Raw genomic sequence first — 23,815 nt, 5'->3', positions numbered from 1 at the left:
GAAAAGAGGAAAACTATGAGAGTTAAAGGCGGAACAGTTACAAGAGCTAGAAGAAAAAAATGACTAAAACTAGCTAAAGGATATTTTGGACACAAATCAATAGGTTACAAAGTTGCTAAACAAGCAGTTGTTAAATCATGAACATACGCATTCAGAGACCGTAAACAAGTTAAACGTAATTTCAGAAAACTATGAATAGCACGTATCAACGCTGCTACTAGAGCAGAAGGATTATCATACTCATTATTCATTAATGGTCTTAAAAAAGCTAACGTTTCAATTAATAGAAAAATGCTATCTGAATTAGCAATCAATGAACCTAAAGTATTTTCTGACTTAATCAAAATTTCAAAAGACGGTAAATAATTAATAACACAAAAAAGCAAAAAATTTTGTAAATTTGTTTTTTGTTAAAATTCAATTTTTTTAAAAAAACTGGTTTATCAATTATTTAAAGTGTTTTTTCAGTAAAAACACGCTTTTTTTGTATTTTTTTTATACGGAAACTATTCCATAACATATTGAGTTATCAAAGTCATAAAAACTATAAATTTATTATAATTAAATTAGGTATAGTTCTCGTGCTATATCTCGTAATATTTGTGTATTGCGTATTATTAGGAGGTTTTTAAATAAACATGAAAAAGAATAAATTATTTTTAATGGGTGCGGGAGTATTTTCTGCTCTAGCTTCAGTACCTATGATCGCTGCGGCTTGCCAAAGCAATAAAGGTGTATATGATCACCCTAAATCACCAAAAGTCTCAGTTGTTAACGTAATTAAAAGCGATAATTTAGTTGCAACTGAAAGTGAAAAAGCAAATCTTCCAAAAATCGTTATGATCAATGACGATGGAGATATCAATGACAAATCATTTAACCAATCAGCATGAGAAGGGTTATTAAACTTTACTACACAGAACAAAATTAGTAGAAAAAACTACAATGTTCTAGAAGTTACTGGTGGAAACTATAAGAACGCTTATACACAAGCACTAAACAGTGGATACAAAATTTGAATTATGCCAGGTTTCTTACACTCAGACCAAATTGATTCATTTATCAAAGAAGGTAATAATGCTGAAAGAATGGCAAATTTAGGTGTAACTATTCTTGGTGCTGACTATGTAACTGCTTTAGGTGGACACGGTGTATTCCAAGAATTCAAAACTAGAGAATCTGCTTTTGCTGCTGGATATGCTGCTGCTAAATTCCTATCAGAAGAAGCTAATGCAGCCGATAGAACATTTGCACAATTTGGAGGCGGTGTCTTCGAAGGTGTTACTGACTTTAACGAAGGTTTCATGAAAGGTGTACTTTACTGAAACAATAAACAAACAGACGAAAACAAAAAAGTTCACTCAACACAAAACACTGTTGACTTAAATACAGGTTTTGATACAAACTCGCCAATAATGGATACCGCTATTAACAATGTCCTAGCTACAAACCCTAAATTAATTTTACCTGTTGCTGGACAAGCGACATATTTAGTGATGAAAAGAGATTCATTTAAAGGAAAATACATTATTGGAGTTGACACCGACCAAGCTTTAGCTGCTCCATCTGGTAAATCAGCATTCTTTACTTCAATTCTTAAAAATTTAGGACAATCGACATACGACTTAGTTGGTTCTATTGCGTTGAACAAAAAAACTAAAGATCAATTAGGTGGATTTGAAATTAATGTAACCGACGGTATAATCTACGGTGGATTTAATGAAAACTGAGTAGATGTTTCAAAAACATACATCCAAGGTGAAAGAGGTAAACAAGCACAAGAAGCTCTAGATGAAGGTAAAAAAGTTGCTAAATCTCTAAATGACGAAGATAAAACTTGACTATACTCATCAAAAGTTACAAAAGAAGGCCCAGAAATCACAAATCTTCAAGAACGTATGAATGCTCTTGCCAAAGCACTATATAAAGCATAATAGTGAACGCAGTTGAATTTAGAAACGTTACTAAAAAATTTCCCGGAATAATCGCTAATGACGATGTTTCATTTGCAGTACGCAAAGGAACAATTCACGCATTAATCGGTGAAAACGGGGCTGGTAAAAGTACCTTGATGTCAATTTTGTTTGGTTTATATGAACAAACAAGTGGAGAGATCCTAATCAACGGCAACAAGGTGCTTTTTTCTGGACCAAACGATGCCAATGCATTAGGTATCGGTATGGTGCACCAACACTTTAAATTAGTAGACGTATATACTAATCTTGATAACATAATCCTTGGAGAAGAGTGAACATCCGCAGCAGGCGTTTTGAATAGAAACGTTGCTATCAAAAAAATAAAAGCTCTTCAAAATACTTATAACCTACACTTCGATTTATTCCAAAAATCAGGTGATGCCACAGTCTCAACTCAACAAAAAGTTGAGATTATGAAAATGCTTTACCGGGGAAACGACATTTTGGTTTTTGACGAACCAACTGCCGTATTAACCGATGAAGAAATTCAAGGGTTATTAGAATCATTCCAAATATTCAAAAAAGCAGGCAAGACAATAATATTCATTTCACACAAACTTAAAGAGATTGAACAAGTCGCTGATACCGCAACGGTATTGAGACTTGGAAAAGTAGCGGGTAATTTTGTGATGAAAGATACAACATTAGACCAAATAATCAAAGCTATGGTTGGTAATGAAGTTGTTGAAATCAAAAACGATTCTGTAGCAGAGAAAAAAGATGTTGTATTTTCAATGAAAAATGTAACTACACACAAGTTACACAAAAATTTAAAAAATATTTCTTTTGATATTCATGCTGGTGAAATTTTTGCAATTGCAGGGGTTTCAGGAAATGGTCAAGAGGAATTAGAATATGTAGTTGGTGGATTAGAGCAACCAACTAAAGGTTCTGTACATCTAAAAGTACTTGATAAGAAAACTAATGAATATCAAGTTAAAGATATAACCAAAATGAGCGCATGAAATCGTAGTAAAAACCACGTGGCGTACATTCCAGCGGATAGACACCATCATGGTGTAATCCTTGACTTCACTATTGAAGAAAACTCAGTAATTAGAAGATTATGAGACCCACATTTCCAAACCGGTGGTGTGTTCAAGAACAAACAAATTCGTAATTTCACTGAGGAAATTATTGAAAAATTTGACGTTCGTAGTTCACAAGGTGCTAAAAGTATTGCACGTTCACTATCTGGTGGAAACCAACAAAAATTTATTGTTGGTCGTGAAATGATGTTTGAACACGATTTCATCATAATTGTCCAACCTACACGTGGTATGGATATTGGTGCTATTACAAACATTCATAGTCAAATTTTAGAAGAAAAGAAAAAAGGAAAAGCGATTTTACTAATTTCTTACGAGCTTGATGAAGTTTTAGCGTTAGCTGATACTATCGCAGTAATTAACGAAGGTAGAATTTTGTCAATTAAAGACGCAAGAACAACAACTCGTGAACAAATAGGTAAATTCATGTCATCCTCATCTTCTGAAGATAACCAAACATGATATAACCCAATAGATATAGAAGATTCAAAAGAAAGTTATATCAATATAATTGAGAAAAAATATAGTAAATTGCTAGAAGAAGCATTGTTGAAAGAGACATCAATTAAATCAAGTTTATTTATTGCTAAACGTTCAAAAGACGCAGGTAAAGAAGCTATTGCTGAATTAAGCGAGAACTATAAAAAAGCTCGTCGTGAACGTTTACAAGTAGCATTGAATAAAAAAGCAGAAATTTCACATGCTAAAAAATCATTTAAAGAAATTTATGATAATTTCAAATTAAACAGAAAGGAGGAAACAAATGAAGACAAAACACAATTTGAGTGATTCTTTGCGAACATTCAGTCAAAAGATGAGTAATTTTATAAAAATGGATAAGACTAAGTCAACCGGTCGTAAAGTTGCATCATCTCTTTGAGCGCTTTTCTTCGGGATAGTTCTTTCGTTCGTTTATATATTTCTTAAAAAAGCAATTTTTGATGGTTATGTAATTAACCCATTTCAAATTGTAAATGCTGTAATTGATAGTTTAAACTCAAATAATAAAGAATACATTGTTAACTTCTTTTTAGTCTTTGGGTTTTCATCGTTGGCCTGTGCTTTAAGTTTTAAAGCAGGATTATTCAACATTGGTATTCCTGGACAAATGATGATCTCGGGAGCTACTTCGTTTGGTATTTTCATCAAAATGGCTTACAACTCAAGCAAAGAAATACCATTATGAGTTTTATTTGTAGCACTAATTTTCTCAATGTTATTTGCTTTTATTGTTGGTTTAATTTCAGGAGCACTTAAAGCACATCTAAATGTGCATGAAGTTATTTCAACAATTATGGTTAACTGAATAATAGTTGGAATTTCAATGATTTTATTCCAACAAAAATCAGCTTCAATTATTTGACCTGAATTAAAACCTGAACAAATTAATGCTTATTTCGATGACACTAACACAGGGGTTAAACCAGGTTTTGCCGTTATTTCATCAGCTGTTAAAAATGCTTTTGTGATTGGCGGGATTATAAGTTTGATTGCATTAGTAATCGCAATTGCCTTTATCTTCAACTTCACAAGTTTAGGATACAAAATTAGAATGCAAGGGGTTGCTAAAACTAACGGTAAATACATGGGTGTTAACGATAAAATGCTAACAATGCTAATTCTTGCTTTTTCAGCAATGATTGCAAGTATTGCAGGATTTTATCAATATGTTATTGCTCCAAGTGTTGCTTTCAACCGTATCACTGAACCACTAGTTATTGGTTTTGAATCGATTGCAATTAGTTTATTAGCACTTAACTCACCAATTGGTATTGTATTTTCATCATTATTCTATACAGCATTGTATTCATCGCAATACACCATTCAACTTGACCCATTATATTTAAAACCGGAAGACCTTCAAGTTATTACATCAATGATTCTATATCTTGCAGCAACTTCTGTGATGTTTAGTAATTTCAAACCTTTACGTTCAATTTCGCGCGGAATTGCTTTGATAAAAGATCCACGTTACCTAGCAAATTACAAATTGAATATGCTAGAAAGAAAACGTATATCTCTAACTAATAGATACAATTTAGCATTGCACAGAATTGAATATAATGTTGACGATCAAAATTATGAAAAAATGTTAGCTAAGTTGCAAAAATTAGAAGAAAAATATCAGAAAAATCTGTTATTAAACAATATCTTGACTGAACGCGCAAAAATTGGTATTATCAATGCAAACAAAGTTTACGATTTACAAGTTTTATTGCACAACGCAAAACTTGCTAAAAATCACGAATTGATTTCACAATACAAAAAAGAAATCAAGGATTTAGTTGCTTTCCAAAAACAAGAAGCAGCAAGCTTTGGTTCGGTTAAAGAATCAATTAATTCATTATCTGTTCCTGCAGTTGAACTTGCTAAAGGTGAAATTTCAAACAAAAAACGTGTTAAACAAATTAAAGTTGAAATTGAAAAAATGACTGATAAATATCTTTCTTCTGCAATGAACTACAAAAATTCAGAGAAAGAAACTATCGAAAACTTCGAATACATTAACAACCAAAAACAAAAAATGAATCTTGAAATGAGTAGACTAGGTTCAACAAGAAAATTCAATCTAAAACAAGAAAAAATTGCATCAGAAAAATCTATTAAAGCTAAATTCCAAGCAATTTACAATAACATTATCGAACAAAGATTCGCAATGTTAAAAGATTATAGAACTAATAAAGGAGGAAAATAATGTCATTAAAATTAGTAGTTGATACTTATGGTTGACTAATTCTTTTCTTCTGTATATTCACACTTGGTGGAATTAGTGGATTATTTAGTGAAAAAGTTGGTATCGTAAATATCGGTATTAACGGGATGATGGTTATCGGTGCAGTTTCTTACTTAGTATTTAGTGATATCATTAACAAAATATTTGGTGAAACTAGTGTTATTGGCCGTAATGGTCTTTGACAAATACCGGCTACAATAATGGCAATGGGTGTGGCCGCTGCCTTTGCGATGTTGCATGGTTTTGCAACTATCAAACTAAAAAGTGAACACACTATTTCAGGTTTTGCTATTAACCTACTAGCATTCGGTATTGCAATTATTTTGTTAGACATTTTTGGTAATGGTAATAAAAAACCAGCTAACAATATTCAAGAACTAAGATATGTTATCGAAGTTCTTGATTCTCAAAGAGTTGAGATAATTTCATGAAAAATGGTTATCACTATTGCGATTATTGCTGTTTCAGCATTCGCTCTATATAAAACTAAATGAGGATTGAGATTTAGAAGTATTGGGGAAAACCCTCAAGCCGCTGACGTTGCAGGTATCAACGTTAATAAATACAAATGACAAGGAATTGCCATTTCAGGAGCTATCGCCGGAGTTGCGGGTTCAATATTCTCACAAACTTTAGGTGCTTCATTTAACGGTGACGTTAGAGGATATGGATATTTAGCCCTAGCAATTATGATTATGGGTCAATGAAACATTTTCATCGTTTGTGGTGCTTCATTCTTATTCTCATTCTTGTATGCGATTTCATCTTCTTCAGGTGCGTTCGTGCCAGAATTAAAACCATATCAATCATTATTACAAGTTATTCCATACATGCTATCGTTATTGATTGTTATGATCACTGGAAAAAAATCACATGCGCCTGCCGCATCAGGTATCGCATATGACAAATCAGTTCGTTAGAACTAATACGCATTTAATAATTATTTAAAAATCTAAATGAGCTCACACGGGCTCATTTTTATATTGCCACTTTGCAATGTAAACTTAAACCATTTAAATGCATAATGTATGATATTTTACGTGGGTAGAGGAAGGAAATTATGAAAAAAAATGATATAACATTTTACAGATACTTTCAAAATTGAATTGATATATATAAAAAAGGTTCAATTAGAAAGATAAGTTTTAACAAATATTTAACAACACTTGACTGACTAATTAAAATATGTCCCCAATTAAAATTAAGTGAATTAGATAGAATTTCATACCAAAAAATACTAAATGAGTACGCCGAACATCACGAGCGCCAAACGACAATGGATTTTCACCATCATCTTAAAAGTTGTCTTTTAGACGCCTTTGATGATGGTCTATTGCGGGTTGATCCTACCCGTAAAGTAGTGATAAAAGGGAGAATGCCGTCAAAAAATAAAAAACCAAAATTTTTAAGTCAATTTGAATTGCAATTATTGATTAAATCTTTAAATCTTAAAGAAAAAATCAATTTTGATTGATTGATTTTACTAATTGCAAAAACAGGTTTAAGATTTTCAGAAGCTTTAGCCCTAACTCCCAACGATTTTGATTTCAACAAACAATTATTAAATATCACCAAAACGTGAAATTACAAAGATAATGACGGCTTTGCTCCCACAAAAAATAAATCATCAATTCGTAAGGTACAATTAGACTGATTAACGACTTCACAATTTGCAATGCTAATTAGAAATTTGCCAGAAGATAAGCCAATTTTTGTTAACGATAAAAAAATATTTAATTCAACTATCAACGACATTTTACAAAGGCGTTGTCAAAAAGCTAATGTACCTGTAATTTCGATTCACGGTCTCAGACACACACATGCTTCAATATTGCTCTATGCCGGCGTGTCAATAGCTTCAGTCGCTAAACGCCTAGGCCACGCAAGCATGAACACTACAGAAAGAATATATTTACATATTATTAACGAATTAGAAAATAAAGATATCGACTTGGTTATGCGGTCGATATCTAATCTATTTTAATTATTTATAATACCCACAAATAGCGACTAAAAGTCGTTATTTTTAGAATTACGTAATTTTTCTAACTCTTCACGTGCTAATAATTTGACTTTAAGTGTATTTATTGCCCCGCGATAATTTCTAACGATAGTATTACAATAAGCTCTAGTTTCTGCGCTAGCTACATAATCTTTTGTCAAGTCTTCTCAACCATTATTTTCATCAATACCTTGAGTTCTAGTGTATAGATTCCATACTTTTTCAAAATCTAAGCCAAAGTTTTTTGTGTATTCTTTCACTCGTTCGATTTCGTGATTTTTAAGTACATCAATAAAATTCTTACCACGTCTAATGTCTTCTCAATTAGCAATAAACACGTCAATTTGTTCTTTTGTGAAATGTTCGCTCAAATGCTGGATAATTAATGATAAATCAACGTCATCTGCAATTTGTTGCTCTAACTGTTTCAATCACATCTCGTTAATGGTTTCACTTTTAGTTATAAAATCAACTTTGTCAAGGTCGATAACTACCATTAATGGTTTATTTTTCTTATTGTTGTTATTATCAATGATATCATTTATGTTAACACTTCGGATTGCACTCTTTAATCTAGGGATTAAATCATTTATCTCCTCCATATAACTTTGATATTCTTCGTATTCTTCTTTGTCCTTCAATTTCGATAAAGAATTTCTTATACTAATGCTATTTTTGTTTGAAATTAACTGCGTCACATTTGTAACTAGATTACTAAATTCGCTTAATAGTTCAAAATTTTCAGCATCTTCATCACTGATTAATATTTCGATATTGTTATTTTCATCTGTTCGTGAAATTTTTTGTAGAGTTGCTTTAATTTTTTTGTATGTGTTTATTTGACTTAAAACTAACTCTGAGTCAGTAATGGTTTGGAATTGTCTTCAGTCGTTTGCGTGTGCGTACTCGGCGAATGCTTCCTTGACGTTATGTTTCATTCTGTGCGGAGCTCTAAAACAAACAATATTTCCAAAGTCTTTAATTTTATAACTTACATCGTCTAAAACACGATTTGTTCTCGAGAAGGCTTGTACCAAACCTTCCATTTTTACAATCTTGTCAAAATAAACCGTGTTTATGTATTTTGAGTCATAACCAGTCAACAATTGAGATACAACAATAACAATATCTAGTTTTTTTTCATCTAACTCTTTATTTACACCACGTTTTAATCTTAAATTATTGTATATCCCTTTGCGTGCTAATCTTTGTAAGACATCATTTTTGAACCCGTCTTTATATGTTTCAGCACTAAAATTTGTTTTAAAATCTTCGTTATAATTTTTAACAATTTTTTGAATAGCATCAATTTTGAAACTATTTTTCTCAAAATCATCAACAACATCCAAACTATCATCAAAAATAGTGGTGATTTTGTATTTTTTATCACTGGTGTGATTTAACTCTTGGAATATATTGTAATATTGAATAGCATCCGCAATACTTGATGTAGCAAATAACGCACTAAAGTTGCACGATGAACTGCGGTTAAATCAATCATTTAGAATAAATTTGGCAACACTATTTTTATAAAATACATTATCATAATATTTTGCATCTAAGATTTTATCTTCGATAAGCATTAAATTAGGATCATTAGATTGTATATTCATGATACCTTCAATATCATGCCATTCTTTAGAAAACAAACTATCAGTGGAATTGTTAAATCCTTCACGTATTTCTTCGTAATTCTTTACAAATTCCTTAATATTTTGATTCAGCTCATCTTCATTTTGCAAATTAAGCAGTCTATTATTTTGCTTTATTCAAGTGTAAAATGTAATGACTTCAGGCATTGTTACATAATCGATATTGAATTTAAGCACTTTTCTGTCCCTAATACCATCTAAAATAGTGTATTGGTGTATTCTATCCTTGCCAAAAATATCTTCCGTGGTTAAATTGTTTTTTGAGTTTTTTTCGAATATCGGGGTACCTGTAAAACCTATAATTGCTGATGAAGAAAAAAATTCAGTAATTGACGCTAATTGTGAACCAGATGTTGAACGGTGTGCCTCATCAAAAATGAAGACATATCTTTTATCTTTTAATTTTGCAAAATTGGTTTTTACTTTATTTTCGGAAATCATTTTGTCTAATTTGTTGATTGTAGTAATAACAATTTTATTATCGTCATTTTTGAGTAGTTTATATAAGTCTGCGGAATTTTTGGGAACGCTTACTAAACTCCCTTCGTTACTTCCTCTATTTTCGAAACGATTAAATTCATTTTTGGTTTGATTATTCAATGAAATTCTATCAACAACAAAAATTACTCGATCGGCATGCTTATGGTCTAATAATAATCTAGATGTCATAAAACTTGTTAATGTCTTACCTGAACCGGTTGTATGTCATACATACCCTGCTTTTATTGACCTGTCAGTAGTTTTAACATCGTCTCAGATTCCTTCACCTGAACGGCTAAATTTTGATAATATTCTTTCAACTGCATGAAATTGATAGCTACGAAGCAAAATTAACTCATCATCCTCATTATTTCCGATTGAGTAATTTTGAACCAGTTTATGTGAAGCTGGTATGCTTAAAAATTGACTAGCAATTGTCTCTCAGTCGTTAACTATTTTGTTATCAAAATCTGCTCAATGCATGGCGTTTTTGATATTTGTCTCAAATTCGGTTGAGTTAGTTGCGTTTGGTCAATATCACATTTTATTAGGTACCATAGCGACTAACACTTGTACAAACCCGAAAAGTCCTTCATATATTTTATCGGTATGATAATTTTTTATCTGAATAACAGCATCTTGGAATTTATCGGCATATTGTTTTAATTCAATATGATAAAGCGGGATTCCGTTAATTAAAAGTACTAGGTCAAGGCGTTTTTTTGATTTAAAACCTGAACCACGCTGTATTGTAACTTCGGTTGCAACTTGATATATATTTTCGGCCGGATTTACTTCTCCTGTTGGGAAGAAGCGTAAATATATTACTTCATCGTAATATTTACTTCTTTTTTCAAGACGTTTTATTGCAATTAAGCCGGTTTTTAAAGCCTCGTTGGCTTTTGAAACTTTTGTTGTTGCTAAAAAAACTTGTTTTTTAACTTCTTTGAACTCTTCGTCTGTTAAAGGGTAATCGCCAAGTCATTTAACATTAAAAATATTTAAAATTTTACGTCAATTTTGTCAGATGACTTCTTCGTCAATGTTGTTAAATTTATCTGCGAGACCATAGTCATTTAAATTTTTTCATTTTCCTTCGTTTATAAGTTTATTAACTAATTCTTCTTGAAATTCTTTTTCACTTTGAAAAAAAGTCTTTGATTTTGCCATATTCTCCCCCTATTATTGCTTTATGTATAAATAATTATACTGATTTATATTAAATTAGTGCTAATATTGAACGAGATATAAAAAAAGACACTTAAGTGTCTTGTTTGAATTAACCGTGTGTGTGGAATGATAAAACAAATATTGTAAAAATTATTCCTAAAAAGAACATCAATAGTGTGATAAATCATTTTTTCTTTTCTAAGTTATTGTGATAAAACTCAGGCAAGAATTCAACCATTGCTGTAAAGACCATTACTGAACCAACTGTGGCCATAATGAATGCCTTAAGTGCTGGAATTTTTTCTAAAAATTCAGCCCCGAAAACACCAATGAATATAAACGGAATAATTAGGGACAAACCTGCAATTGAATTTAACACGGCATAAATTGGCTTAATACCCATTTCCCTTTGACGGTAGTAAAAAACAATTTCTTCAGGTATTGTGTGCATCACGAATGAAATAAAGAAAGCAATTGAAACAGCACTCACATTTTGATTGTGAATTAGGTTAAATAAACTAATTCCAATCAATAAACCTTCAGGAATTCTGTGTCCTAACAATAAAATTAGCGCAGTCCATTTGTTTTTTTTCTTATATTGCTTAGTTTCTACTTCGGCTAAATCATTGTTGTTTCAGATGTGATCACCGTGTGTATGTTGGTGTTCTTGTTCCCCGTGATGATGTCCTGCTTCGTGTGTGTGTACAAATATTGAATTTTTTAAGTTATATTTTCTTTTGATTGTGGCATAAACAATGTATTTAATTGTAAAAGCACTAATAATTCCCAGCAGCGATCCACCGACAATAATTAAAATGTTGTATAGATAAATATTGCTTGTGGGTATATTATTGCCTTTTAAACCACTTCCGCGGCTAGTTATTTCGATCGCTTCACGTAGATAGCCAAAAGAACCCAAAATAATAAACATTCCAGTAATAAATGAGTACAAATAAATAGAAAATTCTTTTTTTGGTTTCTTTATAAATAAAGGTACAAATAGAGCTACCAAAATCGGAATTGAAAGCAGCAATATTGAAACAATTAAACCAAAAATAAACTTAGTCCCAGTTTCAGAAAGAGCAGTATTTGATAAATAGTTATAAACTTTATATAAATAGTTATCCATTATCTAGCTCCTTTTGTGCTGATTTGAAAATTGTATTCAAAATAATACAATGGACGTTTATTGTCGTTTTTTTCGGCATTTTGCGATGCTAATTTAGCTTTGAACTCAATAATTTTTTTCTCGCTATTGTAAGTTAAAAAGTGAGAATTATTGCTTACAACAAACATTTCAAATTTCAACACTTTCTCGTGATCTTTAAACACATTGCCAATCACTTCTTCGTGTATATGTGAATAACTTCCGTTGCCGTCTCATCCTTGATGTGGTCTTTTGGCAATTAGCTTAATTAAGAAGTATTTTTCTATAAATTTAACTGCTTGTTCTTGCGTTTTGATTGCGTTTAGTTCAGGCAAAACAATATTGTTAATGAATTGTTCACTATTATTGTTTTTCCACTCAATACGTATACTGTCTTCTTTAATGTTTTTAAAATTTTGTTCGTTAAGTTGTTCAAAATCTATTTGGCCTTGAATCTTGTCATAACTACCGTCCAATAAACACGAGGCGCTTAAAATTACCGGAGTAAAAGAGAGAACAGGTATGAGTGATTTTAATCATTTTTTCATACTATTCCTTTCACGTAAAATAATTGATAATATTATTCACGTCTGCTAATTTTTCATTATTATTTTTTAATAAATATTCAAGAGATAAATCTTCAATATTATAAGTACTTATTTGATTGTTAATCTTGGTGTTATCAACACCATTAAACCCATATCATTTTATAATTTTTTCTTGATTTTGCGAACTAAGTAATGTTTTTTTATTTTTATCTAATAAATCTACTTTAAGCAAAACACAGCCCGCTTCATCGTCTAAGCCAACAAACTCTACGCTAATATCATCAACTCAGGTTTCTTCGCTGCTATTTTGACCAATTAAATATTTAAAAACATCTAAACCTAACAAACTTTTTAAAGTTTCAATAATCACTTTGCGATCTTGTACACGATGAGCTTCGAATTTGGACATTGGAACGTTATCAAAAATTGTTAAATTATTTCTAATGCGATACACTTGAATACTCATTAATTTCAATAATATTTGTTCAAAAAATACATTTGGGTCAATTATTTCATTGACTGAATTTTTTTGTTCTTTTGGTAAGCCTTCTTTTCAACCATAAGTTAAAGGATTTCTAAAGTTTAAATCAGGAGTGATTTTGTATTTAGCAAATGTGTGGTAGTGAGCGTTGATGTCGATTGAATATCATTTAAAATATTTAACTTCGCCTTTTTGAGTTGTGACTTTAATTTTTAACTCAATTAATGAGTTAGTGTCGTTTAAATATTTATGATCTATTTTTTTATCAACTATTTCGTATTTGGCGTCTATATGTTGTCTTCAAGATGGAACTTCAAGTTTAAAATATTTTTCATCGTTATTTAGAAATCATAAAAATGAACGTGCTGTAACCTTATTGAAATTGTAGCTAGGGTTTACATAATACTCGTATTGATTATCAGTTAAAGCCAGTGGGTTTGTATATTTTAATAATGTTTCGGAACCAAAATAACCATTAACATACTCATTGAATAGTATTTCGTCATCATCAATATCGAGTGTATGATTGAAATTGCTTTTTGAATTATAATCTCTGAACAATGATGTGTATGTATTACGGTTTTGTTCAGTGTTTTTCAATAAATATTGATTGTTTTTTAGACCAATTATTCATTCTTGATCTCGTATTTGTTTACTCAATAAAGATTGATTATTTTGATCTAAAAAATCAATTTTAATTATAGGAGCATTGACAAATCGATCATCTCTTATGCCCTCAATAAAACTCACAGGTGTAATTTTGACTCTTGCTATCTGTGCTAAATTAGAAAAACTAAAGCGCTTCAATTCCAAAAGAATTAAATCCTCTCAGTATTTAATTTGTTCATCGTTTTTGATTCAAGCTTTAGCTCTCATTCATCTTGTTGAAATAAAATTGGGATTTAGAATATTCAATGAATCATTCAACTCTGATGATGCAATTTGTTTAACAATACTGAATATATCAGGTCAATTGGCTTGTGTGTTGCCAAAGACATAGTCATATTTTTGGAATAAAACATCATAACTTGTTAAGTCGTCGACACTTTGATCTCCTTGAATATATTTAAAATTACCATTAGTTACAAAATGTAGTTTAAGCGGTTTTAAATATTTAAAGTTTGGAATAAATTTGCTTATTTTCTCGCTTTTATTGTTGTTTTTGACAACAATATCATCCTGTTCGAATTTTATGTCGTTTGATTTAACTTTAAATTGTTTTGAGGTCAAAATCGGTGTATATTGATTAATGATTTCAAGCTGTTGTTTTGTATATGAACTCAATAAATTATTGTCAAATACGCCATACTCAATTTTACTGTTAACCTCAATACTAAAATTATTACTACAACTAGCAGCAACAAATGGTATTGAAATTATTGGGGTAAGTAAAAGTAAGCGTTTTTTCATTAATCCTCTCCTATTTTAATATCTTCGAAATAAATTAATTCATCATCACGTGTCGGTTTAATAAATCAAGGTTGAATTAATTCGTATCTGAAATTTGCTAAATCAACATTTAATGCAACATTGTATGGCACAGAGTAAACTATTTTAATCTCATTAATAATTTTAATAATATCAAAATAGTTATATTGTGAATGCAAATCGAAAATAGCTTTTTTAATTTTTGCTTCAAAATCGGCTGAATTTTGTGCTAAATCATCTAAATCATCACCAAAATTATTTATGTTTAAACTTTGTAACATAAATTGTTTAAATTTATTTAGGTAAACAAAACGATTGAAGTCGATATAGTCAAGAGCTTTTAGAATGTTTTGAGTTTTAACAACATCAATTAAATAATCAATAGTATTGTCCTGATTTGCATTGAAATTTGTGTAATATACTTTGGCTAAATTATTATCTAAATCAACAATTTTAATCTCTAAACGCTCATCAATACTATTGAATAGGTTTTTCAATACACTCAATAATTTTGTTTCTATTTTTTCTAAATCTAAGGGAATAATAAATTGAATTTTTTGGCTTTTTTGTGCTGTGTTTAAAGTTGCGTAAAACTTATCGAGCATTTGTTTAATATTAGTTTTAATCTGCTCAAATTTAGGAGCTTTAAGTTGTTCGTATATATCTAGATAACTATCTTTTGTATAATAGTGATTTTTGTTTTCTTCAGAGTAATATTCATATACTTTATCGCCCAAAAACAAGATGTTTTTATTCAAATGATCAATTGCGTCTATGATGCGTACATAATTTGTATTTTTGGCATTTGATATTAGAGATTCTGCTGAAATGAAATTATCGTAGTACTGAGTTTTATTGACTGTGTAGTTAAGTGAAAATTTATCAATAATTTGAGTAATGTTATTTCGAAACTCAAAACCTAAACCGCTATAAAAATTTCTCCAGTCGATTTTATTATTATCTTTTGTGCCATACATTAATAGCTTATACAAATCATCCATTGCCTCTAGATTGGGATTTAAATTGAATGTTAAATATTGATTAGCACTATTATTTTTAGTTCTAATGATATTTAATTTCACATTTGGATCGTTGGCTTTAAATTTTCTAATCAATTCGTTTTGCTGAATATCGTTAAAAATCGAAATGTCCTGTGCCGATACTAAACCTTGTTCATATTCGTTTAAAATATGGATTCTGTGTGTTTGATTATCTATTTTTCCAACGGGATTGTATTTGATAATTACGTACTCAATAGGGTCGTTATTTAGGCTTTTATACTTGGTGTGTTTTAAATCGTTTGATTGAAGAAAGTAAGCACCCGCATAATGATTTGCTTTATAGGCTGAAAACATTTTATTTTCGATAATTTCGCTTAAAAATAAATCGCTGTTAGTGATGTTTGTTAAATTGAATTGAGCAAATTTCGAATTAAAATTGTTTTCATTGTCTAAGTCATTATCAAAACCTAACAAATTTAAATTATGAATCTGTTCTTGATTTAAATTTGCACTAATAATTGATTGGCGTAAATCGTTTGGGGTAATGCTTTGAATTGTTTTTTTGCCTTGATTATCAAACCAATATTGTTCACTTTTAAAGAAAAATTTAATATTTTTAGCCTTACCAAGTTTTTGTTTAAAATTAGCTGAATTGATTGATCGTGGATTTTGTGATTGCAATGTATAAATATAATTTTTATAACCTCTGTTTATATCACGTTTTAGATGATCTTTGGGATTTTTAAAAATGTCATCATCGTCGCTATCAAATACTGAAACATTGTTGTCTTTGTCAGTAATTTCAATTTTATTAATCAAACCAAATTTTAAAAATCTAGCACTAATACCATTAGCAAAAAAGTAGTTATTTAAGTAATCGAAATTTACTTGACCAATATATTTATAACGCAGTAAATAATTGCCAATTAATGAATCGTGCAAAGTTTTTCTTTTGCCGTAAACACCGCTAACTTTTTCAAAGCCATTGTAATTAGGGTTCGATTCGTTTTTTTCGATAATATATATATTTTTAGCAATATGAGTCTTTGAGCACGCTACCGCAACAACAGGTAAGGTTGAACAAGTTATTAGTGATAACATTAGTTTTTTATTCATAATAACTCCTTTGATTGATGTACGCACTATTTAACTCAAAAGCAATGAATTTTAAAGAGAATACATAAAAAGTTGTCATCAGTGAAGTTACTATAATGTATGCGGGATTTATATCTGATAAATTTAGGGCTTCTAGAATAATTGTTCCAAGCGTTAAAACTGTTTTGTTGATGTCAAAAATTGATATGGCCGAGTATGATATGAAAATTAAAACAATTTGTTCAATTGCCTGAATTGGTTGATTGAAAATTAAAGGTTTTATAAGAGTTTTGCTAAATAAATTTCAACGAGTAAAGCCAATTGCTTTTTCGGCATTTATAAATTCATTGCGTAAAATTTCAACACTTTTTTGGTATGCGTTAAGCGAAAGTGCGATTGTCGAAATAGTACTAAAAATTATTATCGAATTTATTAAATTGTTTTTAAGTACTAAAAATAATATTAAAGCAAACAAAAGATATGGAATTAGAGCGAATGTGGTAAAAATTTTGTCATAGATTTTTGCAATTTCTTTTTTAAAGTAAATAGCAACAAAACCGCCAATAAATATTGATAAAAATATTGATATCAACACTGAAATTGTTGAAATTAACATTAAATTTGCAAACGAGTATATCAGTCTTGCATAGTTGTCAATACCTTGCGAATTAGTTCCTAATAGGTGCAAGGAATTATCGTTAAATAAATTATATGCATTAAATTTAACAAGGTATGTTATCAATCCGTCAGAATCATCGAAGATGCGTTCAATAAATACTGATTTAGGGTATTGTTTAGCAAATTCACGATAAACATTTAATTCTTCACTTTCGGGCAGAATTAATAGTTTAAAACCAGTTAAGCTCGATGGCAACTCAGTGTTTAAAGCGTATGAATTATTAATCGCTTGATTATAACTTTGTTGATAAAAAATTAACGAAATAATCACTGATAAGACAATTAAGCATAAAGTAATCAAAGAAATTATTGCGGTTTTTGAGCTGAAAAATTTGTTTCAAAATCGCTTAAATGAACTTTGAATATTTAAAACTTCATTGCGTGGAGGTTTAATATTTTTAAAACTAAAACTGTTTATTTTTTTCATTTATAACCTCCTATCCTTACAATTGTATAAACTTTTTTGATGTCTAAAATATACACAATTAAATCAGTAATTGATTTAATCAAAAAAATTAAAGTTATATTCATTAAAATTGAATACATTAACAAATTTAAATAGTCTGGGTTGTTTAAATATTGAAAAATAAATGATTGACCTGGTATGTAGAAAAATCTTTCAATAATCATTGAGTAAGTGACTAGATAAATATATATAAAAACAATTTTTTGTAAGCCGCTAGAGATTCAATTTCTAAAGACAACATTCCAAAATATTTTGTGATTTGATACTCCGTTAGCCTTTGCTCATGAATAATATTCGCTCTGTATTATTTCTTTTAAACTTGAATAGTTAAATCCAACCACGAGCGGAATTACAACTAAAGACAAAATAACAACAGGTGTAATTATTGAGAGAAAAGTTTCTCAATAATTGCCTATATATAAATCAATAAAAACAGTCGGTAAGTTCAATGTTTTATTGAAAATTATTGCGATCGGGCCAAGAATAAAAATTGGTACTGAACTAAAAATGAAAATGGCAATATTAATTGATTTTAACGATATTGCTTTATTTTTACGGGCTAATAAGTAAGCTAAATAAAAACCAATCACAAAGCTGATGATAAAACTAGTTGAAACTAAATAAATTGTGTTGCCGAAATATGTTGAATAAAGCTTAGTAACATCCACATTGGATTGGCTTTTTACTGTGCCATATTTAAATATTAAAATATTTGCAATATACTGGAAACTTTGTGTAATATTATAGTCGTTTATTAGCATTGAAGCAAATGTGAAATGAAGTAAAAAGACAACAATTATTATTATTGCAAAATTGATTAATATGTTTTTGGTTAAATATTTAAAATAATTGAAAATTTTCATAAACCCATTCTACGATTTAATATAAATCTTAAGTTTTATATATTTATTGTACCACTTATTGTAATTTTTATCATTGCAAACAAAAAACACCATTTTAATGATGGTGTTCGTTGACAATTTTATCCAGTTTTTTTAATCAATGATTAATTCCACTTTTTGAAATTTTAACATCAAAATTAGATGTGAATAAAATCACTAAATTAGTTAAACTCTCTTGGGGGTTTTGTAAGAGCAATTCGAATAAATTTAACTGGTTTTCATTGAAATATTGTGCCAAATTGTGTTGTTTTAAGTAATTTATATTTTGAATGTGTTTTTGGTTTGAAGTCACTATTTTTTTAATATTGGCAACATCAACATTATTTATCCGATTCATAGAGTTATCAAAATCTCGTTTAATGCGTGAATCTTCAAACGCAAACATTGATTTAATAGCATCAATAGCTTTAAGAAAATCTGAAATTTTTTCGTATTTTTTAACATAAATTAGGTATTTACTTTTATGTTTAATTTTTTGAAAACCAAAATCATATTCGTTCAATTTTTTTTGAAGTCCTTCAATTATTTTTTCATAATTTGAACTCAATTGTAAGTGATAAGATGAACGTTTTAAACCACTTATTGTCCCACCGCCAACAAAAACGCCAGCAAAAAAGTAATTAGGAATAGGGAAGTTAAAGCTTAAGTCAAAATCATTGACATCTAAATAAATAACAGTTTGGTTTAATTCGGCTTTAATCTTAACTACACGCAACATTTTAATAATATTTTGACGTGTGTCCTGATTACTTATTTTAAGTTTTATCTTATTATCAATAACTGCATTTGCAAAAATAAAACCACGCAAAAACTCTATAATTTCATTTTTGTTTTTCTTTTTACTGAAAATTTCATTTTTAATTAATTGAGTGAAGCTATCGTTATTCATGTTTTGCTTTCGGGTAAATTTTTGCGAAGTCTGCATCTTGTGCAAATATGCCTAATTTATTATTCATTGCGTATTCTTGTGCAGAACTTAATTCGTAATAATAAGCTTGGTTGGTCGTAAAAAATGTACTACTTGGTTTTAAAGAAATATATGCTTTTCGGGCAAAGCCTAAACGCACTAATTCAGTATTCAAATTTATTCATTTATTATTGATTTTGATGTAGTTAATACTGATAATTCGTCCGTAAATATCTCTGATCTGATCGTCACCTGTTTTTGTCTTTTGCGGCACAATATATATTTCAATGTTTGGCATTTGCAAAATACTTGTCGTAAATTGCTCTGCTCTTTTACCGTATTCATATTGAATACCGTCGGTATCAACAAATGTCCCGTTTTGATATTTGTGTGTTTCGGGAGTATCTATACCGGCAAAGCGACTGGTATATGAATAAGTAATTCCGTGTGCAAGTTTTACTTGGAAGCGAAAAGTATCGCCATCATTGATTTTGTTGATATTTTCTATTTTTATTGCTTTATCGATTTCAAGTTGATTTTCGGTAATTTCATAAGGTAAATTGTCTTGCAATTTAATTTTATGATTCATTACCACAACTGATGAATTTTTGTTATCAGATTCTTTTTTATTCGTTTCTATTTTTTTACATGAGACCAAAGTAGGCGTTGTAATTATAGGAATTAATGATAAAGAAGAAAAATATCTGAATTTCATTATTTAGCTAATTTTTTGTACTTTAGTTCATTTTCTAGAACTAAAACATATTTATCGTCTTTATCAAATTCTAATAATTTCTCAACTTCGGTAATTTTAGATTCGTCGTTTGAAATTTGTTTATATAAATCGGCAGCATCGTACGGAATTTTTACACCTGAAGTGGCTCCGAATGTTGTTTGTGCTTTTTCGTCTGCAATTACACCGATAAAAACAGTGTTTAATCTAAATTGAGAAAGTTTACTCAATATTGATTCATCTTTGGTTACTATAACTGTGTATTTGTAATCTCCATTTTGCACTGCTTTAACTATTTTTGAGATTAAAATATTTTGTTCGTTATCTTTATCAAGTTTATTTAATAATTCGTCGATTCATTTTGAGTATGCGGAACTAGCATAATAATCATTTTCTGCTCTTTGGTTAATTGTACGCATAACTTCAACGGCACGCACTGGGTATTTTCCAGCAGCGGTTTCATTTGAAAGCATTGTTGAGTCGGCACCATATGATGTAGCTCAATAAACGTCACTAACCTCTGCTCTTGTTGGTTGTGGATTATTTTCTAAAGAGTCTAGCATTTGAGTTGCGACAATGACCACTTTACCTACTGAACGACATTTATCAATAATTTGTTGTTGTCAATAAGGAACTTCGTAATAAGGAATTTCTAAACCTAAATCTCCACGTGCAATCATTATCCCATCACTCGCTTCGATTATTTCGTCGATGTTATTGATTCCGATTTGGCTCTCAATCTTAGAGATAATTTGGATTTTTTCACCACCATTATCGTTTAATAATTGTCTTAAGTCATTAACATTTTTAGCACTATTAACAAATGAAGCTGCAATATAATCAACTCCATATTGTGCACCAAACTTAACATCATTAATGTCTTTTTCGCTCAAAAATGGTAGAGAGAAATCTACATTAGGTAAGTTAATTCTTTTGTTTGTTTTTAACACATGCGCATTTGCAGTCACAACTGTTACTTCACCCGGAACTACTTTAGTTACGGTTGAAGTAAGTTTTCCGTCATCAAATAGAACTTTATCTCCGACTTTTAAGTCAGCACTCATGTCGTATGGAACGCTAACTTGATTGTCATCGCCTTCTAAATTTTGGTATGCCTCTGGAGTTGTAAGAATTTTTAATTCTTTACCTTGTGCAATAGCAACTGCACCATTTTTCATTTTACCAACTCTAACCTCAGGACCTTTGGTGTCTAATAGTAATGATACATTAACACCTAATTCCTTAGCGGCTTGTCTTGCTAAATCAAATTTTGCCTTTTGTTCTTCGATGTTACCGTGGCTAAAGTTTGCTCTAATTATGGTTGCACCAGCATTGATTACATTTTTCATCATTTCTAATGAAAAAACTGCTGGTCCAGATGTTATTGTTAATTTTTCTTTATGATTATCTAATTTCATATTTTCTCCTTATATTTAATATACAAATTCTAAAATATTTATTTTTTTTCTCTATTTAATATTTTTATAGTTTTTAAAATTAATGGAATATATTCCTTATTATAGTTAGTTTGTAAACTGGAATATTATTGTTTTTGATTCTCGGTAACTTATTTTTTAATCAAATTTATTGCTCATCTTTTTAAAAAACAACGAACGCTTGAGAACTAAAAAAGGTAGATGATGTGTTGTTTCTTGAGAATAAAAAAGGATTTGATAAATTACAAATATTAACTGCAACGAATGATAATGGAATGCAAAAACGATTATCTGGAGTTAATTATTTAAAAAATGAAAGCATAAAAAAATTCAATTTAGTTAATAGATTTGACTTTGTGTTACATCTTTCATCGTATTTTGCAGGTCTTGCATTTTCTGAACTAAATGGACTAACTAGCCCTGCATATAGTGTTTTACGGTTAAAAGATATGAATGAATATAATCCATATTTTCTTAAAATTATATTTAAGTCAAAAGATTTTATTCAAAAGCTTAAACCTATAACATTTGGGTTGAGGATGGGCAAAAGCATAAAAGTTGAAGACTTAGTCAAAATAATTATTGTCAAGCCAAAAGTTGATGAACAGACAAAAATATGTAAATTGATAAACAATGCAGATTATGTCATATCACTTCTTCAGTGTAAGCCAAAAACCTGTTAATTTGTTGATTTTGTGAGTAAATTTGTTCAAAAAACTGCCAAAAATTTTGAAATTACGCAAAAAACAACAAACGCTTGAGAACAAAAAAGGGTTGCTGACATCATAGATTATTTACGACCGGACAAATATATAGTAAAAGATGTTGATATTTCGGAAAATGGGAAAATACCTATTTTAACAGCGAATAAGACACCTGTTTTAGGATGATCAAATTCTTTGAATTTCTACGCAGGAGAGTGTATATTGTTTGATGATTTTACATTGCTTAATAAATTTATAAATTTCCCTTTTGTTCTCAAATCAAGCGCTATAAAAATTTTAGTAAACAGAAACAAAGATAATAATTTGTATCTCATCAGAGAAATATTAAATAAAAAAATGACGGAACCTATTTCACATAAAAGACACTATATACAAGAAATACAATTTATCAAAATATTATTGCCTAATAATGATGAGCAGAGTAAAGTTTTCAAACTAATAAAAACTAAAAATCAATATATATCACTTCTTCAGTGTAAGCCAAAAACCGGTTAATTCATTGATTTTGTTAGTAAATTTGTTCAAAAAACTGCCAAAAACTTTGAGATTGTACGAGAAACAACAAACGCTTGAGAACAAAAAAGGCTGGGTGAATTATGTAAAGGTGTAGCAGGAGTTTCACTTGAAAAATATTTCGATATTAACGGCAAGTACTTTGTAATAAACATAGGAAGTTATAGTCTTGATGGTGAATATAATGATCAACTACTAAGAATTGATAAAAACAATATATCAAAGAAATACTTGCTTGACAAAAACAATTTAGTTATGGTGATGAACGATAAAACAATGGATGGCAATATTATCGGAAAGGTCTTACACATAGATAAATACGATAAATATATTTATAATCAAAGAACTCAAAGGTTAATAATAAATGAAATTGAGTATTTATCAAAATTCATCTATTATTTAATGTATTCACCACATACAAGAAATAAAATACTTTCTATAAAGCAAGGGACTTCACAACTATATATAAATTGATCACAAACTGTGAATTTATCATTAAAAATAACAAAAAACAAACAAGAACAAAATTATATATACAATCTATTTGATAATGTAAAAACAATCATATCACTTCTTCAGCGTAAGTTAGAAAAGCTAGAAAATATAAAAAATACACTTCTTGAGAAGATGTTTGCATCAGCAAAATCGTCTTATCCGGCTATTAGATTCAAAGGATTTACAAACGCTTGAGA

The 23,815-nt window shown here is 29.6% G+C and carries 19 protein-coding genes; 9 read left to right on the top strand and 10 right to left on the bottom strand.

Annotated features, from left to right (window positions below; all coding sequences use genetic code 4):
- Window positions 1–15: 15 nt before the first annotated feature.
- The 6 genes from rplT (at window position 16) to NXS15_RS02540 (ending at window position 7,743) form a co-directional block, all read left to right on the top strand.
- Window positions 16–366 (top strand): 50S ribosomal protein L20, encoded by a 351-nt coding sequence (gene rplT, locus NXS15_RS02565; protein WP_259290303.1) that lies wholly within the window; start codon window positions 16–18, stop codon window positions 364–366.
- Between the two features lie 272 nt (window positions 367–638).
- Window positions 639–1,934, top strand: coding sequence for a BMP family ABC transporter substrate-binding protein (locus NXS15_RS02560; protein WP_259290302.1), 1,296 nt, complete (start codon window positions 639–641; stop codon window positions 1,932–1,934).
- A 2-nt stretch (window positions 1,935–1,936) separates the two neighbouring features.
- The gene (locus NXS15_RS02555) at window positions 1,937–3,847 is read left to right on the top strand and encodes an ABC transporter ATP-binding protein (protein WP_259290301.1); all 1,911 of its coding nucleotides are present in this window, start codon (window positions 1,937–1,939) and stop codon (window positions 3,845–3,847) included.
- Window positions 3,789–5,720 (top strand): ABC transporter permease, encoded by a 1,932-nt coding sequence (locus NXS15_RS02550; RefSeq protein WP_259290300.1) that lies wholly within the window; start codon window positions 3,789–3,791, stop codon window positions 5,718–5,720. Before NXS15_RS02555 ends, NXS15_RS02550 begins: the two co-directional genes overlap by 59 nt.
- Window positions 5,720–6,679 (top strand): ABC transporter permease, encoded by a 960-nt coding sequence (locus tag NXS15_RS02545; protein ID WP_259290299.1) that lies wholly within the window; start codon window positions 5,720–5,722, stop codon window positions 6,677–6,679. The genes NXS15_RS02550 and NXS15_RS02545 overlap by 1 nt, the downstream gene beginning before the upstream one ends.
- Before the next feature lie 140 nt (window positions 6,680–6,819).
- Window positions 6,820–7,743 carry a site-specific integrase gene (locus tag NXS15_RS02540; protein WP_259290298.1) on the top strand — a complete coding sequence of 308 codons (924 nt, stop codon included), beginning with the start codon at window positions 6,820–6,822 and terminating at the stop codon, window positions 7,741–7,743.
- Window positions 7,744–7,769: 26 nt separating this feature from the next.
- On the opposite strand, the gene NXS15_RS02535 is transcribed toward NXS15_RS02540, so the two are convergent.
- The 10 genes from NXS15_RS02535 to pyk form a co-directional block, all read right to left on the bottom strand.
- Complete coding sequence (locus NXS15_RS02535; protein WP_259290297.1) at window positions 7,770–11,063, bottom strand: UvrB domain 3-containing protein; 3,294 nt, start codon at window positions 11,061–11,063, stop codon at window positions 7,770–7,772.
- 109 nt (window positions 11,064–11,172) lie between these two features.
- Entirely contained in the window at window positions 11,173–12,192 is a 1,020-nt protein-coding gene (locus NXS15_RS02530; protein WP_259290296.1) for a ZIP family metal transporter, read from the bottom strand.
- Entirely contained in the window at window positions 12,192–12,758 is a 567-nt protein-coding gene (locus NXS15_RS02525) for a hypothetical protein (RefSeq protein WP_259290295.1), read from the bottom strand. Before NXS15_RS02525 ends, NXS15_RS02530 begins: the two co-directional genes overlap by 1 nt.
- Window position 12,759: 1 nt before the next feature.
- On the bottom strand, window positions 12,760–14,649 hold the full coding sequence (locus NXS15_RS02520; RefSeq protein ID WP_259290294.1) for an MAG3240 family lipoprotein: 1,890 nt from the start codon (window positions 14,647–14,649) through the stop codon (window positions 12,760–12,762).
- The gene (locus NXS15_RS02515) at window positions 14,649–16,784 is read right to left on the bottom strand and encodes an OppA family ABC transporter substrate-binding lipoprotein (RefSeq protein ID WP_259290293.1); all 2,136 of its coding nucleotides are present in this window, start codon (window positions 16,782–16,784) and stop codon (window positions 14,649–14,651) included. The genes NXS15_RS02520 and NXS15_RS02515 overlap by 1 nt, the downstream gene beginning before the upstream one ends.
- On the bottom strand, window positions 16,777–17,868 hold the full coding sequence (locus NXS15_RS02510) for an ABC transporter permease subunit (RefSeq protein ID WP_259290292.1): 1,092 nt from the start codon (window positions 17,866–17,868) through the stop codon (window positions 16,777–16,779). Before NXS15_RS02510 ends, NXS15_RS02515 begins: the two co-directional genes overlap by 8 nt.
- Window positions 17,856–18,770 (bottom strand): ABC transporter permease subunit, encoded by a 915-nt coding sequence (locus NXS15_RS02505; protein WP_259290291.1) that lies wholly within the window; start codon window positions 18,768–18,770, stop codon window positions 17,856–17,858. The genes NXS15_RS02510 and NXS15_RS02505 overlap by 13 nt, the downstream gene beginning before the upstream one ends.
- 94 nt (window positions 18,771–18,864) lie before the next feature.
- Window positions 18,865–19,698, bottom strand: a complete 834-nt coding sequence (gene whiA / locus NXS15_RS02500; RefSeq protein WP_259290290.1) for a DNA-binding protein WhiA — start codon at window positions 19,696–19,698, stop codon at window positions 18,865–18,867.
- On the bottom strand, window positions 19,691–20,431 hold the full coding sequence (locus tag NXS15_RS02495) for a thermonuclease family protein (protein WP_259290289.1): 741 nt from the start codon (window positions 20,429–20,431) through the stop codon (window positions 19,691–19,693). The genes whiA and NXS15_RS02495 overlap by 8 nt, the downstream gene beginning before the upstream one ends.
- Entirely contained in the window at window positions 20,431–21,867 is a 1,437-nt protein-coding gene (gene pyk / locus NXS15_RS02490) for a pyruvate kinase (RefSeq protein WP_259290288.1), read from the bottom strand. Before pyk ends, NXS15_RS02495 begins: the two co-directional genes overlap by 1 nt.
- 224 nt (window positions 21,868–22,091) lie before the next feature.
- Here pyk and NXS15_RS02485 point away from each other — a divergent pair, with 224 nt between their 5' ends.
- The 3 genes from NXS15_RS02485 to NXS15_RS02475 all read left to right on the top strand — a co-directional run.
- Entirely contained in the window at window positions 22,092–22,568 is a 477-nt protein-coding gene (locus NXS15_RS02485) for a hypothetical protein (protein WP_259290287.1), read from the top strand.
- A 12-nt stretch (window positions 22,569–22,580) separates the two neighbouring features.
- Complete coding sequence (locus NXS15_RS02480; protein ID WP_259290286.1) at window positions 22,581–23,105, top strand: hypothetical protein; 525 nt, start codon at window positions 22,581–22,583, stop codon at window positions 23,103–23,105.
- Window positions 23,106–23,378: 273 nt separating this feature from the next.
- A partial coding sequence (locus tag NXS15_RS02475; protein ID WP_259290285.1) for a restriction endonuclease subunit S occupies window positions 23,379–23,815 on the top strand: 437 nt, incomplete at its 3' end.

Origin of the sequence: Mycoplasma sp. CSL7475-4 (genome assembly GCF_024834065.1) — a bacterium.
In the GTDB taxonomy this organism is placed as follows: Bacteria; Bacillota_I; Bacilli_A; order Mycoplasmatales; family Metamycoplasmataceae; genus Mycoplasmopsis.
Note: the sequence above shows the minus strand (reverse complement) of the source record. Positions and strands in the feature narration are given on the sequence as shown.